Raw genomic sequence first — 15,443 nt, forward strand, 5'->3', positions numbered from 1 at the left:
TTACCCCGCCTTCACAGCTAATTCCGGGCTTTTTTGCTCTATCTTGAGCAAGTCGGCAACGGCAATATTTTTAGGCTTAACTAATACAAAACAGTCTAACCAGTTTTCAAAATCACTTAGGATCATTTTGGCATGTTCACTACCTGTCGCTTCAACATGCGCTTCAATCAGTTCCTTAAGGTGTTGTTGCTGAATTTTTGATTCTAACTTTTGCGTATCAACAAGCTCTGTATTTACACGACGACTAAAGTGATTAAATCTATCGAAGATGTAAGCAAAGCCACCAGTCATACCTGCGCCAAAGTTAACACCAGTTTGACCCAGTACCACGACAATGCCACCAGTCATGTATTCACAACCGTTATCACCCACACCCTCAACGACAGCAATCGCGCCTGAGTTACGAACAGCGAAACGCTCACCAGCTTGACCAGCAGCATATACACGGCCACCGGTAGCGCCATATAGACAGGTGTTACCCATAATGGCACTTTGTTCGCTTTGGAAAGGGCTACCAACAGGTGGGTTAATGATAATTCGACCGCCAGACATCCCTTTGCCGACGTAATCATTTGCATCGCCGACTAATTTCATTTCAAGACCAGGGCTATTCCAGACACCGAAACTTTGACCAGCACTACCATTAAATTGCAGTGAAATTGGTTCTTTAGCGCCAGTCACACCAACATTAGTGGCAATGTAGCCTGAAAGCGAAGCACCAATTGAACGGTTAGTGTTGTTAATGGCGTATTGCTTAGTGAAAGCTTTACCTGCAAGCACAGCTTGAGCGGTGTCAGTGACAATCTGCAGGTTAAGCTCACCTTTGTCTGAAGGTGGATTTAACTCTTTCCAAGTTATTGCACTGCCTTCTGCCACTTTTGGTTGGTACAGAATTGGCGCAAAATCTAAACCGAGTTGCTTACCTGTTTGACCTTCAAGGGCATATAACCAATCAGTTCGACCCACTAAATCTTCAAACTTAGTCACACCCAGCGCTGCCATTGATTCACGTACTTCTTGAGCGACGAACTCGAAATAGGTAATGACACGCTCTGGCAGACCGTGGTAATGATTATCACGTAAGTTTTTATCTTGTGTGGCGACACCAGTAGCACAGTTATTTAAGTGACAAATACGTAAGTATTTACACCCAAGTGCAATCATAGGCACAGTACCGAAGCCGAAGCTTTCAGCACCTAACAAAGCAGCTTTAACAATATCTAACCCAGTTTTTAGTCCACCATCCACTTGTAAACGGATTTTATGACGTAAGCCATTTTCAACTAATGATTGATGGACTTCAGCAAGGCCAAGTTCCCAAGGAGAACCTGCGTATTTGACTGAGGTTATAGGACTTGCAGCGGTGCCACCGTCATAACCAGATATCGTTATCATGTCAGCGTAGGCTTTTGCCACACCTGTAGCAATTGTGCCGACACCAGGTTCTGAAACCAGTTTGACCGAAACTAACGCTTTAGGATTAACCTGCTTTAAATCGAAAATTAACTGTGATAAATCCTCAATAGAATAAATATCGTGATGCGGCGGCGGGGAAATTAATGTGACGCCAGGGCGTGCATGACGCAAACCAGCAATTTCAACACTTACTTTGTGACCTGGTAGTTGACCACCTTCACCCGGTTTTGCACCTTGAGCTATTTTAATCTGTAATACATCTGCATTAACAAGGTAATGTGCAGTAACACCAAAACGGCCTGAAGCAATTTGCTTAATCGCCGAATTACGCTCGCTGTTAAATCGGCTAGCGTCTTCTCCACCTTCACCTGAATTTGAACGACCGCCAATACGGTTCATTGCAACGGCTAACGCTTCGTGAGCTTCAGGGCTTAATGCACCGATACTCATAGCCGCACTGTCGAAACGAGAGAATAAATTTTCTGCAGCCTCGACCTTTGACTCATCAATGGCTGGATTTGTGCCTTTAACACCAATCAAATCACGTAATGTTGCAATTGGGCGATCATCAACTAAAGCGGCAAATTTTTTGTATTTTGGATAATCTTGTTCAACAAGGCTTTGCTGTAAGGTATTGACGACATCAGGATTAAAGCTGTGATATTCACCACCTTCAACATATTTTAATAAACCACCTTGCGGTAAAGGCACATGAGCACGGTAAGCCGCTGTGTGGAGTCGTTTTTGGTCTGCTGCCAAATGATCAAAATCAGCACCTTCAATACGACTAATCACGCCTTTAAAGCACAGTTCAATCACATCAGAAGACAAGCCGACAGCTTCAAACTGTTGGCTACAACGGTATGAACCTACAGTGCTGATACCCATCTTAGACATGATCTTACGTAGACCTTTTTCGATACCTTGGCGGAAGTTGAGCATCAATATGCTGTCATCTTCGATTAGATTTTTCTTCGCCATGGCTGAAATTGATTCGTAGGCTAAGTACGGATAAATCGCGGTAGCACCAAATCCAAGCAATACAGCAAAATGATGTGGATCTCTTGCCGATGCCGTTTCAACAATAATGTTGGTATCACAACGTAAACTCTTATCAACAAGACGCTGCTGTACAGCTCCTACAGCCATAGCTGCTGGAATAACTTGAACATTTTTTGCAGTTGCGCGATCCGATAAAATCAGTAACGTTGTGCCACTTCTAGCTAAACGCTCTGCATCATCAGTGATACGTTCAATTGCTTGTTGTAAGGTTTCATGTGCATCGTAATTTAGATCAACAGTATTGGCACGATAGTAAGTGCTATCCAACCCAAGCAATTGATTAAAGTCACTGAATAACAGCACTGGAGATTCAAACATTACACGATAAGCTACACCGGTTGTTTCACAAAATAGATTCTGTTCACGCCCCACACAAGTGGTTAATGACATCACGTGTTTTTCACGTAATGGATCGATTGGTGGGTTAGTGACTTGAGCAAACTTTTGACGGAAATAGTCGTATAGCGAGCGAGACTTTTTAGACAATACAGCCATTGGCGTATCGTCGCCCATAGAGCCAGTCGCTTCTTCGCCTTTACTTGCTAGTGCCCAGATGACTTGTTCAAGTTCTTCTCGGCTGTAACCAAAATGCTTTTGATACTGAAGCAATACATCAGCAGAAAAGTTGCTAGCACCTTGCTGTGCAGAGTCAATATTGCTTGCCGGAACAAGTGTACGGCTGTTTTTAGACATCCACTCTTTATATGGATGACGACGTTTTAAATCGTTATCAATTTCAAAAGAAGAATAAAGACGACCATTCATGGTATCTAAAACAAGGAGCTCACCAGGACCGACACGGCCTTTTTCAACAACTTCATCAGCAGAGTAATCCCAAATACCAACTTCAGACGCCAAGGTTAAGATTCTATCTTTAGTGATAACGTAACGAGAAGGGCGCAGACCATTACGGTCGACAGCACACGCTGCGTGACGACCATTACTCATTACGATGCCAGCAGGACCATCCCACGGCTCCATATGCATGGAGTTAAAATCATAAAATGCTTTTAACTCGTCATCCATTTCTGGGTTACTTTGCCAAGCTGGTGGTATAAGCAAACGCATAGCACGGTAAAGATCCATACCACCCGATAACAGCATTTCTAGCATATTATCTAAAGATGATGAGTCTGAACCTGTTTCATTCACAAAAGGTGCAGCTTGTTGTAAATCAGGTAATAGTGGCGAATTAAATTTGTATGCACGGGCACGAGCCCACTGACGGTTACCCGTAATAGTATTGATTTCACCATTATGAGCTAAAAATCTAAACGGTTGTGCCAACGGCCACTTTGGTGATGTATTAGTAGAAAAACGTTGATGGAACAGACAAATGGTACTTTTTAAACGGATATCAGCAAGATCTGTATAAAAAGAAGGTAAGTCTGCAGGCATCATTAAGCCTTTATAGACAATTACTTGCCCCGACAGACTGGCTACATAAAAATCTTTGTCATCGACGATTTGCTGTTCTAAACGACGTCTCGCCATATATAGACGGCGTTCTAAGTCTTTCTCGCGCCAACCTACAGGTGCATTAATAAGTACCTGATAAATTTGTGGTAAACTTTTACGACCGATTTCACCTAGTACGTCAGGATTAACTGGGACTTTTCTCCAGCCAGCAACACTTAAGGTTTCACGTTGTAGTTCTTTTTCTAAAATTGTTTTTGATGTTTCTGCTTTTACTGGATCTTGGCTTAGAAACAACATACCCACTGCAAACTTACGGCTTAGGTGCCAATCATTTTCGGTTGCAACGGCTGCAAAAAAATCTTTAGGCATCGACATTAACAGTCCACAGCCATCACCTGTGCGACCATCCGATGCAATACCACCACGGTGTTTCATTCTGTCTAACCCGTGTATAGCTGTGCGGACAATGCGATGGCTTGCATCGCCATCCATTTGGGCTATTAAACCGAAACCACAATTGTCCCGCTCAAAGCTGGGATGATATAAGCTCATACAAAAACTCCCTAAACCTAACTTAATACGACTCGGATAATGCGGAGAAGTTCTCATAGATATGCACCCGAACCACCCAAATTAGCCCGATAATGAATAAAGGTCAAACTTAAATTGCTCAACAAAATGAATTGTTATTGTCATTACACTTGTTAAAAAAAAACACCTTTACGTTAACGTAAACTGTGTTTTGCTTCGTATAACCTTATGAATAAAAAGAATTTTAAAAAAACGAAAAAAGCTTTGTTACTTTTTTTTAACACTTAAGTCTAATTGATTTAGATTTATAAATAGTGAATTTATTTTCAAGTACAGTGCTAATTAACTATTTGGTTATTTTGAATATAAATTCACTCATGGTGAACCAGTTTGAAACTAGGATATTCATATTTGTGACTTAAAACATTAGTAGTGGATAATTTAATCAATTTATCTATCGATTTATTGATATAGCACCAAGTTTTATTTGCTTAAGACGATTAATATCTGCCACTTTTTCAAATTTGAGGATCCATTGTGGGTTTAGATGATTACGTAAATACATTCGGTGCCGTTTGTAAGAAGCAATATGGTGGCAGGATCAGAAAGCTCACAATTGATGCTAAATTTACCTGTCCAAATAGAGATGGCACGTTAGGTAAAGGTGGTTGCACATTTTGTAACGTATCTTCTTTTAGCTATGAGCAAGGCACTGAAGCCAGCATTTCAGATCAATTAGTGCAAGGTAAGCACCGTTCTGTATTAGCGAACGCACCCGCGTCTACCTCCAAATATATAGCTTACTTTCAAGCTTACACAAGTACCTATGATGAATACCAGGTTTTAAAGCAAAAATACGATGAAGCAGTTAAAGATGCGGATATCGTTGGTCTCCATATTGGCACTCGTCCTGATTGCGTACCTGATGACATACTCGACTTACTTGTTAGTTATCAGGACAAAGGAATTGAAGTATGGCTAGAGCTCGGATTACAAACATCGAATAACGACACATTAAAAAAAATCAATCGCGGACATGATTTCCTTGCTTATCAAGACACCGTCAAAAGAGCCAGAGATAAAGGTATTAAGGTCTGCGCTCATTTGATTTTAGGCTTACCTGGCGAAAACTATAATGATTATTTACATAGTCTGAAGCAAGTTATTGAAACAGGTGTGGATGGAATTAAGTTACATCCGTTGCATATTGTTGAAGGCAGTGTGATGGCAAAAATATGGCTACATAAGGGAATGGAGCTGTTGTCGCAAGAAGATTATGCCCATTATGCTAGTGAGTTGATTAGGAATACACCGAAAGAGATAGTGTTTCATCGTGTAACAGCTTACGCTAAAAAACCAATGTTACTGGCACCTGACTGGTGCGCATTTCGCTGGGATGGACTGGTATCAATTGTCAAAAATTTAGCGGAAAATGGCGGCCAAGGGCATTATGTTCCAACTGGAACAGTTTAAAAAGTAACCGTATCGCATGTTTCTTAGTGTTTTATATGGGTGTATTTTAATTTTTTGTTAATTATTTGTGGTTATTTCTCTAAATTTAGACTTGAAAAGCGCTGAGTTGTTGCATAGGCAATTATTGCGAGTATTATTAATTCCAATTTAACAGTAATGATTAGAAAGAGGTGCCACAATGGCCACAGTTCAGCTAGAGTCTATCTTAGATCTCAATACTTTAGAGCAATATTGTAGTGCTATTGGTGCAGGTACTTTATTAAAAAGCGTCGTATTATTCGAGCAGTTAATGCCTGAATATGTGGGTAGCTTAGTAAAAGCGAACGAAGTAAATGATAAAGATACTTTATGCGCAGAAGCACACAAGTTTAAAGGTGCTGCCGGTTCTGTTGGTTTAAAGCGTATTCAACAATTTGCTCAACTATTACAGCACGGTGAAGAACCAAGTTGGGAAACTGAGCATAACTCTTGGTTAGCAGAGATTGTTAAGCATGCCAGCACAGACTTACAACAGTTAAAAGAATTTCTTGAAGCTAAAGCGTAAACGCTTTAATTGTATTAAAAGTCCCGTAAGGGACTTTTTTTTGGTCTTTTTTTAATTATTGTTTAATTTGAGCCTTGGATCATGTACTGGAGATTGTTATTTCAACTTACTTAATTCATTATTTAAATGAAATCTTAATACGGTAATCGATTAAATGAAAAACCTGCCGAGTCTTAAAAACCTGTTTTATCTGGTCAACTTGCACCAAGAACAAAACTTTAATCGCGCTGCGAAGTCTTGCTTTGTTAGTCAATCCACCTTATCAAGTGGAATACAGAATCTTGAAGAACAATTAGGTTATCAGCTTATTGAACGAGATCATAAATCGTTCATGTTCACTGCTATTGGTGAGGAAGTTGTTGAAAGAGCGAGAAAATTACTTACTGATGTAGATGATCTGGTTGAGTTGGTTAAAAACCAAGGTGAACCAATGACAGGTGAAATACGTCTTGGTTGTATTCCTACCATTGCACCATTTCTATTAAGTAGGGTCGTTAAGCAATGCCAACTTGATTACCCTCAATTGAGTCTGCTATTAAAAGAAGATACCACTGACAGCTTATTGGATTCACTTGGAAAAGGTGAATTGGATTTGCTTATACTCGCTTTACCCGTGGACACAACGGGTTTCCACAGTATGAAAGTGGGTATAGATCCATTTAAAATGGTAGTTCATGAAGAGCTTTCTGGCGGAATTGTGAACCCGATTGATTACCAACAAATGCCGGATGAAAGTATTTTTTTACTGCAAAGTGAGCATTGTATTACTGGCCATGCAATTACGGCTTGCCAATTAGGTAATAGTGCTAAAATCAACCCTTTTGCCGCCACGAGTTTACATACGCTAGTACAGATGGTGGATAGTAAATTAGGGACGACCTTTTTACCGCAAATGGCCATTGATGCTGGTATATTAAATGATACTGAACTCAATATTATGAATCCACCGGGTGAAGCACCATACCGAGATATTGGCTTAGTTTGGCGTCAGACGACTAGCCGAATCAGCACCTTTAGAACATTAGGCTTAATGCTTGAATCGATTCTGAGTGATAAAAAGTAGTAAAGTAATTAACGCTGGCATGGATGTTAAGTAACAGGTGAAAAACACTGAAACTATTGATTCATAAATGCTGTTTAAAGCCTTGAAACTCTGTTACAAGGCTTTTTTAATTGCAAGTTCTTGTTTGTGAGCTTTGCTAGCATAGGAAAAAAGATGCTAGCTTTTGTTAATAATTGATATGGGAGTTCACTAGCCCATACGACTTTATATAAAGCGGTAAGTATATGTGGGACTAGACTTTTAATTAACCTAGCGGCGGTACTTTTTTAGGTGTAACGCCGTATACTTCAATTTCGTGCTGTTTTCCTTTTAACTTCATAGCACCAAGATCTGCCAAATCGAACTGACTACCTTGTCTTTCTAGGCGGTGTGCAACCTCACCTGAGATCAACATACGTTGTCCCAATGGATTACATTGATCTTGAAGCCTTGCTAGGGTATTTATCACATCACTGAAGAAACTAATTTCTTGTTTTTGGACACCAACGACAGCTGCAACAACTTGCCCACAATGAGCAGCGGCTTTGAATTTAGGTACAAAGCCATAGTGCTCTTCAAAATAAGGGCGATGCCAATTGAGTTGCTGACTGAATTCATAATAGATATTCATGCAGCGATCTTCCTTAATCCCTTCCTCCAAAGGCCAATGGATTAAGACTGCATCTCCCATATAACGATAAATTTCAGCATCATTATTCGTTACAGTGTCAGCTAGCATACTAAAGCTATCTTGGATCAAGCGGCTGAATCGGTAATCGCCTAATGTCTCAGCATGGGACGTTGATGACACCATATCAACAAATAAGAATAGTCTGTGTTCGTAGCGAGGTTGGTGATATTTACCTAGGCCAATGTTAAGTAAGACACGAGGGCCAACTAGTAATGCCATTTGTTCAACAAATGCGAGTCCAACTCTGACGGCGACTAAATAAATCACTAAAGCTTGAAAAGAGGGACTATATAATATGTGCGCTGTGAGCATTTGCCTTAAAGTGACTAGATGATTCTCAATAGCCCACATATTTAAAAATTGAGTGACATAGGCAAGTGTCATAGCACCAAGTAATAAAAATAGACCTTTGAATATGACGGAGAATATATAGGGGAGTCGGCTGATAGCACTAAAATCAGCAATAAGGTTAGACATCCAGTGCAAACAACCAAAAACAAAGCCCATAAAAATCGCTAGCGTTGCTAGATCTGATTTTCCAATGGCCCATTGAGGTAGTTCAGGAGCTTGTGAATATCGAAAAAATACAAATGCTCCCATGGCTGCACACCATGCGATGATAGCAAAAAGTAATTTTCTCGTCTGGCGACGTGCTTTCACTGGTTTATATCTAATCCGTTGATATTTGAAGACAGGCTAGTTTATAGAAAATTCCCATACTTGTCATAGTGGTATTTTAATTAGTTTTGATTTCTCATTTATATGTTGAGTAAATGTAACTCTAATTGAAGGCGTTTGTTAGTATTTGGTGGGTGAAGTTGATCTTTAAATAGAAACCGCGAGGGTTAGACAGTTTTACTGATCCATCTTCAGCAATAGATTCGGTTAGAGCTTTGCTGTTTGCAGCTTTGGGCCTTAATTGTAAAACTTCACCATGTCGAGCTGTTACCTTATCTACTTTACCTATTGCGATAAACTCCATTATCTCTTCCCAGTCTTGTTGCAATGCATTAGTCTCAGCAGCATTGGGTTGCCATAAAACAGGTGAGCCAATTCTTCTCTCTTTAACAGGAATTCTTCTGTCTCCCTCGATAGGTATCCAAAGAACCCGACTTAGTTTGTGACAGACTAGGCTCTTTTCCCATGTCAAACCTTGAATATTGGTCAACGGAGCAACTGTTACGTAAGTGGTTTCAATAGGGCGTCCGTTAGCATCAATAGGAATCGTTTTTAGCTCTACACCTAAATGCAAAAAATCTTGTTGAGGTTTTGAACCCGCAGTTGCACCTAACTCCATTTCTATTAGTTGACCAATCCACCCTTTATCTCTTTTTAGATTATCCGGGACTGTGACTTGATGCTCCATTGCAATATCGCCCAAGGTTACTCCTGCCATATCATTGGCTCTTTGCATTAATTCTTCAATGGAGTTGGGCTGGCTATTCATCATAAAGTGTCTAGTGGTTTATATAATAATGGAAACGAAAGTGTACTTGGTTATTGATTTATACGCAGCTTTTGTTGCTGTTCAAAAAACACACAAAGTGTTTTCTTGGAGTTATTCACCGGGATAAATTTTATTAATTTTATGAAAATTAACAGTTTTTTGATTAATTGGTTAATAATATTTACCTTTGAGTAAAGTTACTCTCGTTTTGCTCTCGTCTTTCGCACACACTTATCCACAGATTTGATGAATAACTTTATAAAAATAATGCTTAGCGGATATAAAATTGTTCGTCAATGGCTATAAATCGGTTTATTTTAATATTTTTAAAATATTTTTCTTGTTTTTTGTGTATAACTTAAAACCTAAACGAAACCATAAATCACAAAAATGATGGCTGTATAAAAAGTAACCATGTTAATGGTTTTCAAATTTGCATATTACTTGATTAATATTTATTGTATTGATTATAAAGGTTTTTATGTGATTAATGTAAGCGTGTAAAAATTAGGTTTAAGCTGTTTTATCTGTTCTGATAATAGTTATTTTAGAGTTTCGAACAGAGATATCCACAGATTTTGTGGATAATGTGGATGACTTGAGTTTTCTTCTGTTGATAAAAGACTAAAACTTAATATTTTATCCAAGGTAGTGCCTTAAATCCTTGTTTGCCCGTAGGCAAGCTTTGTGAAACAATCTAGTCATTAATTTGTAGTGTAATTGGAGTCCATGTGATTGATAGCGACGGCTTTCGCGCAAATGTGGGCATTATTATCTGTAACAAATATGGTCAAGTAATGTGGGCCAGACGGTTTGGACAACATTCATGGCAATTTCCTCAAGGTGGCGTAGATGATGGTGAAAGCCCAGAACAAGCTATGTATCGAGAATTGTATGAAGAAGTGGGTCTGAAACCTGAAAATGTGCAAATTTTAACGTCAACACGTTCATGGTTAAGATATCGTTTACCTAAAAGACTGATCAGACAGGAAAGCAAACCTGTGTGTATCGGACAAAAACAAAAGTGGTACTTATTACAGCTAAAAGATAGCGATGACAGTATTAATTTAAACTCTTGCGGCCATCCAGAGTTTGATGACTGGCGTTGGGTGAGTTATTGGTATCCTGTTAGGCAGGTTGTTTCATTTAAGCGAGATGTTTATCGAAAAGTAATGAAAGAATTTGCATTTACCACATTGGCATTTCAAGGGCGTGAGCCAAGCCGAAAAAGAGGTAGACACCGTAATTAACTCGTTTTTATAGAGGGCAGGGAAAGTGTTAAACACGCTCAGGGATATAACCCAGGCTGTTGCAGGAGCAAGCAGCCTTGACTCAGCATTAAATGTGTTAGTATCGCAAACAAAGTTAGCGATGCAAACACAATGCTGCTCAATCTATATTCTTGAGCAACAGCACCTTGTTCTTTCGGCGTCAAATGGCCTAGCGAGTGCTGCAATTAATAACGTCAAGATGCCTTTGACTGAAGGCTTAGTTGGGTTAGCTGCTGAAAAGGAAGAAGCAGTTAATCTTGCAGATGCAAAATCACATCCCCGTTTTAAGTTTTTCCCCGAAGTTGAAGAAGAGGAGTATCGGGCTTTTCTTGCGGTGCCGATCATTTTTCAAAAGCAAGTTGTGGGCGTTATTGTGGTTCAGCAACCACAGCCGAGACAATTCAGTGAGAACGAAGAAGCCTTTTTAATGACGCTTGCTGCGCAACTTGCAGTCGTTGTTCGTAGCTTAAAAAATAAAGCGGCAATTAGTAATGTTCAGCAACAAGTGGTTTTTAAAGGGACAAGCGCATCTAAGGGCATTGCTATTGCTGACGCGTTTGTTTTAGGCGGTGAGATAGCATTAGTTCAAGAAGAACGCCAATGCAATGATATCGATGAAGAAATTGTTAGATTAAAAACGGCTATGCAAAGGTGTAGTGATGTTATTAGCACTTTATCGCAACGGTTTGATCGTGAAAAAGTCGATGACATTGCCTCTATTTTTTCTGCCTTACAATTACTGTTAAATGAAGCCAGTCTAGGTGGTGAATACTTACGAGAAGTCGAACAAGGTTGGCTTTCTGAATCCGCTGTAAGTCGTGTATCGATGCGTTATATCGAGCAGTTTATGGCAATGGAAGATCCATATCTTAAAGAGCGTGCGAGTGACATCCGTGAATTAGGCCAAAAAGTTCTTAGGCAACTTATCGAGCCAGATAAATTAGATTTAGCCCCTGTAAAACCAGTTATTTTAGTTGCTAAAGAAGTTGATGCAACTCTACTCGCTGAATTCCCGCGAGGAAAGCTAGCTGGTATTGTGACTGAACTGGGGGGCGTTAATGCACACGCTGCCATTCTTGCTAGGGCATTGGGGGTTCCTGCAATAGTGGGGGTAGATCAGGTTCTAGCTGCTAACATTGATGATAAGAAATTAGTGTTAAATGCCAACAATGGTCAGCTGTTGGTTGATCCTTCAGATGCAGTGCTTCACGAATATAATACGTTAATATCAGAAAGTCAGGCACAGCAACGTCAGTTTTCTGCTGAACTGTCATTACCTGCTCAAACCATCGATGGTCACCGTATCCAGTTGTACCTTAATGCTGGGTTATTAAGTGGTTTGAGTACCGATATGGCAGAAGGTGCTGATGGTATTGGTCTTTATCGAACAGAAATACCTTTTATGTTACATCAGCGCTTTCCTAGTGAAATAGAACAGGTCCATGTTTATAAGCAAGTTTTATCTGCTGCGCGCGATAGACCTGTCGTTATGCGTACATTAGATGTGGGCGGCGATAAACCACTACCTTATTTCCCTATTAACGAAGACAACCCGTTTCTAGGATGGCGTGGAATACGGTTATCGTTAGATCATCCTGAATTATTCTTAATGCAATTAAGGGCGATGCTCACGGCGAACGCGGATTCAGCTCAGCTACAAATCTTACTGCCTATGGTGAGTAACCTTGATGAGATTGATCGCACTCTTTTGTATTTAGACCAAGCTTATAATGAACTCATTGAAGAATTAAATCGAAACATTCCAAAGCCAAAAATTGGTGTGATGTTAGAAGTCCCTTCGCTGTTATTTCAGTTAGAAGATGTCGCTAAACGGGTTGATTTTGTGTCAGTGGGAAGTAACGATTTAACTCAGTATTTACTGGCTGTCGATAGAAACAACCCTAGTGTTAGTCCTTTGTTTGATAGTTTTCATCCAGGGGTATTGAGAGCGTTAAAATGGACCATTACCGATTGTAATCGCTACCAGTTAGATGCCAGTATTTGTGGTGAATTGGCGGGTGAGCCGATGGGAGCATTATTGCTAGTTGCCATGGGATACCAAAAACTAAGTATGAACCAAGGTAGCATTGCTCGAATCAATTATCTGCTAAGACGGATAGACAAGCAATCTCTTGAGAACCTGTTAGATAAAGCACTGACACTGTCAAATGGTGAACAAGTTCGCCACTTATTAAATGAATACCTTAATAAACACGATTTAATATCAATTTTGCATTAAGGTCGTAAATCTACGCACGGATAAGGTTGTACTGTGGATAATATTTTACTGGTTTTTTCTATTTGCTTAATGCTTGGTGCTTTTGTTGGCTTTATGGCTGGGCTTTTAGGGATTGGCGGCGGATTAATCATTGTTCCAGCTCTCATATATTTATTGCCGTGGGTTGGAGTGGAATCTACACAAATAACCCATGTAGCGATTGCGACTTCTCTTGCTTCAATCATTCTTACTTCATTTTCTTCAGCATCTGCGCACCACAAGCGGGGTAATGTACCTTGGGAGTTATTTAAGCCCATGTTGCCAGGTATCCTCATTGGTGCGTTGGCATCGGGTTTCATTTCAGAAAAAATTGCATCAGATCATTTACAACAAGCATTTGCGGCCTTTGTGGTGTTAATGGCAATTCAAATGGCATTTCCTTTTAAGCCCAAAGCGAATGAACAAATTCCAGGTTTTGAGGTTTTATTGGGAGTTTCTACTTTAATTGCAATTATTGCAGGGCTTATGGGGATTGGTGGAGGAGTCTTACTAGTGCCGTTTTTAACTTTTTGTGGTTTACAGATGAAACAAGCTGTTGGCTTCGCATCGGTGACAGGTTGTTTGATTGCTATTTCAGGGACCATTGGTTACGTCATTGCAGGGTTAAACGCGACCGATTTACCTGACGGCACAATTGGTTTTATTTATTTGCCAGCACTTGCAGGCATTATTGTAAGCTCCATGCTCATGGCGCCATTGGGCGTTAAAGCTGCTAGCAGTTGGCCAACGCCAGTTTTAAGACGTGCATTTGCTGCACTCCTCATGATTGTCGGTTTGAAAATGGCCCTATCTGTATAATATTTTTTTGGTATCATGACAGCTAGAACTTCAACCTGAATGCTAACATCTGGTTTTAAACGGTGATTTAGCATAGTTTTACCATCGCCCGAACACATCTTATTGACTTGCAATGACTGAAAGAGCACTTATTAAACAGTGTTAGTGAGTTGAAACTTATAATAATAGGAATGAATAATGCGCCAGTATTTAGATCTTTGTCAGAACATCGTCGATAACGGTCATTGGATTGAAAATGAACGAACTGGCAAACGTTGTTTAACCGTGATTAATGCTGATTTGCAGTATGACGTAAAAAATAACCAATTTCCTATCATTACTACGCGTAAAAGTTACTGGAAATCCGCTATTGCTGAGCTAATTGGCTACATAAGAGGATATGATAATGCCGCTGATTTTCGTGCTTTAGGAACGAAGACTTGGGACATGAACTCAAATGATAATCAAAGCTGGTTAGCTAACCCACATCGTAAAGGTGTTGATGATATGGGGCGTGTATATGGTGTTCAAGGCCGTCGTTGGCAGAAAACATCTGGTGGAACTGTCGATCAGTTAGCAAAAATAGTGGATAACTTATCAAAAGGCGTTGATGACCGTGGTGAAATCATTACTTTTTATAATCCTGGTGAATTTGACATGGGCTGTTTACGCCCGTGTATGCACACTCATACCTTTTCTTTACTAGGTGACACACTGTATTTGACCAGTTACCAGCGTTCTTGCGATGTTCCTTTAGGCCTTAATTTTAATCAAATTCAAGTGTATACCTTCCTTGCTTTGATGGCTCAGATCACGGGTAATAAACCTGGTTTGGCTTATCATAAAATTATTAATGCTCATATTTATGAAGATCAATTAGATTTGATGAAGAATGAACAGCTCACTCGCGAGCCATTTCCTTCTCCGCAATTAAAAATCAACCCAGATATTAAAAGTCTTAAAGATTTGGAAACTTGGGTCACTATGGATGACTTTGAAGTGGTGGGTTATCAGCACCATGAAGCTATAAAATACCCTTTTTCAGTTTAACTGATTGAGATAATTTGATTCTGTGGTTTGAAACGATAACTCTGCATGTTCGAGACTAAAACAGCAAGTTAACGTTAGCTAATGGGTTATGTATAAATAGCTCATTAGTTACTCTATTTATATCAACACTAATTAGGCTAATTCCTTCTTAAATAACACCCAATCTCTTTCATCAATTCGTAAAAAGTAGCCCACAATACATTTTTAATTCAAGTGTAACTATTAAAAGATTTACCTTGAATATTTTAAGCAGATCTCTCATCGTTTATTCCGTAATTGAACGATAAAAATGTCTTAACCATTTATTCAGTTTCCTTAATATTTATGCAGTTTATACTTGCTACGATTACCTCACGATTAAAATTTTGAACAGTTATAAATGAGATAAATAATCTTGTACTAAAAACAAACTAGCGTATTGTTAGTTTATCGCTAAATAAAT

10 protein-coding genes are annotated in these 15,443 nt (G+C 39.5%); 7 read left to right on the forward strand and 3 right to left on the reverse strand.

What is annotated here, in order from left to right; genetic code table 11:
* Positions 1-4,449: a glutamate synthase large subunit gene (gene gltB, locus K5Q58_RS01025; RefSeq protein ID WP_220751711.1), complete on the reverse strand. Its 4,449-nt coding sequence runs from the start codon at positions 4,447-4,449 to the stop codon at positions 1-3.
* A 516-nt stretch (positions 4,450-4,965) separates the two neighbouring features.
* Between gltB and K5Q58_RS01030 the strand changes: the two genes are divergently transcribed.
* The 3 genes from K5Q58_RS01030 to oxyR all read left to right on the forward strand — a co-directional run bounded on the left by K5Q58_RS01030 (position 4,966) and on the right by oxyR (position 7,508).
* Positions 4,966-5,901 (forward strand): TIGR01212 family radical SAM protein, encoded by a 936-nt coding sequence (locus K5Q58_RS01030; RefSeq protein WP_220751669.1) that lies wholly within the window; start codon positions 4,966-4,968, stop codon positions 5,899-5,901.
* A gap of 178 nt (positions 5,902-6,079) precedes the next feature.
* Positions 6,080-6,445 carry an Hpt domain-containing protein gene (locus K5Q58_RS01035; RefSeq protein WP_220751670.1) on the forward strand — a complete coding sequence of 122 codons (366 nt, stop codon included), beginning with the start codon at positions 6,080-6,082 and terminating at the stop codon, positions 6,443-6,445.
* Between the two features lie 154 nt (positions 6,446-6,599).
* Positions 6,600-7,508, forward strand: coding sequence for a hydrogen peroxide-inducible genes transcriptional activator OxyR (gene oxyR, locus K5Q58_RS01040; protein ID WP_220751672.1), 909 nt, complete (start codon positions 6,600-6,602; stop codon positions 7,506-7,508).
* Between the two features lie 244 nt (positions 7,509-7,752).
* On the opposite strand, the gene K5Q58_RS01045 is transcribed toward oxyR, so the two are convergent.
* Together K5Q58_RS01045 and mutH are read right to left on the reverse strand one after the other, a co-directional pair.
* Positions 7,753-8,838, reverse strand: a complete 1,086-nt coding sequence (locus K5Q58_RS01045) for an adenylate/guanylate cyclase domain-containing protein (protein WP_259651191.1) — start codon at positions 8,836-8,838, stop codon at positions 7,753-7,755.
* Positions 8,839-8,959: 121 nt separating this feature from the next.
* Positions 8,960-9,628 carry a DNA mismatch repair endonuclease MutH gene (gene mutH / locus K5Q58_RS01050; protein WP_259651192.1) on the reverse strand — a complete coding sequence of 223 codons (669 nt, stop codon included), beginning with the start codon at positions 9,626-9,628 and terminating at the stop codon, positions 8,960-8,962.
* Positions 9,629-10,356: 728 nt separating this feature from the next.
* Between mutH and rppH the strand changes: the two genes are divergently transcribed.
* The 4 genes from rppH to K5Q58_RS01070 all read left to right on the forward strand — a co-directional run bounded on the left by rppH (position 10,357) and on the right by K5Q58_RS01070 (position 15,001).
* On the forward strand, positions 10,357-10,875 hold the full coding sequence (gene rppH, locus K5Q58_RS01055; protein WP_153915343.1) for an RNA pyrophosphohydrolase: 519 nt from the start codon (positions 10,357-10,359) through the stop codon (positions 10,873-10,875).
* 25 nt (positions 10,876-10,900) lie between these two features.
* On the forward strand, positions 10,901-13,135 hold the full coding sequence (ptsP, locus tag K5Q58_RS01060) for a phosphoenolpyruvate--protein phosphotransferase (RefSeq protein WP_220751676.1): 2,235 nt from the start codon (positions 10,901-10,903) through the stop codon (positions 13,133-13,135).
* A gap of 33 nt (positions 13,136-13,168) precedes the next feature.
* Positions 13,169-13,972, forward strand: a complete 804-nt coding sequence (locus K5Q58_RS01065) for a sulfite exporter TauE/SafE family protein (protein ID WP_220751678.1) — start codon at positions 13,169-13,171, stop codon at positions 13,970-13,972.
* 177 nt (positions 13,973-14,149) lie between these two features.
* Positions 14,150-15,001 (forward strand): thymidylate synthase, encoded by an 852-nt coding sequence (locus K5Q58_RS01070; RefSeq protein ID WP_220751680.1) that lies wholly within the window; start codon positions 14,150-14,152, stop codon positions 14,999-15,001.
* Positions 15,002-15,443 lie beyond the last annotated feature (442 nt).

Source organism: Shewanella sp. KT0246 (genome assembly GCF_019654955.1).
GTDB lineage: Bacteria > Pseudomonadota > Gammaproteobacteria > Enterobacterales > Shewanellaceae > Shewanella > Shewanella goraebulensis.

Excerpts from the sequence above, each read along its gene's own strand:
- gltB (WP_220751711.1), bottom strand. The coding sequence starts at position 4,449 with ATGAGCTTATATCATCCCAGCTTTGAGCGGGACAATTGTGGTTTCGGT.
- K5Q58_RS01035 (WP_220751670.1), top strand. The coding sequence starts at position 6,080 with ATGGCCACAGTTCAGCTAGAGTCTATCTTAGATCTCAATACTTTAGAG.
- oxyR (WP_220751672.1), top strand. The coding sequence starts at position 6,600 with ATGAAAAACCTGCCGAGTCTTAAAAACCTGTTTTATCTGGTCAACTTG.
- mutH (WP_259651192.1), bottom strand. The coding sequence starts at position 9,628 with ATGATGAATAGCCAGCCCAACTCCATTGAAGAATTAATGCAAAGAGCC.
- K5Q58_RS01070 (WP_220751680.1), top strand. The coding sequence starts at position 14,150 with ATGCGCCAGTATTTAGATCTTTGTCAGAACATCGTCGATAACGGTCAT.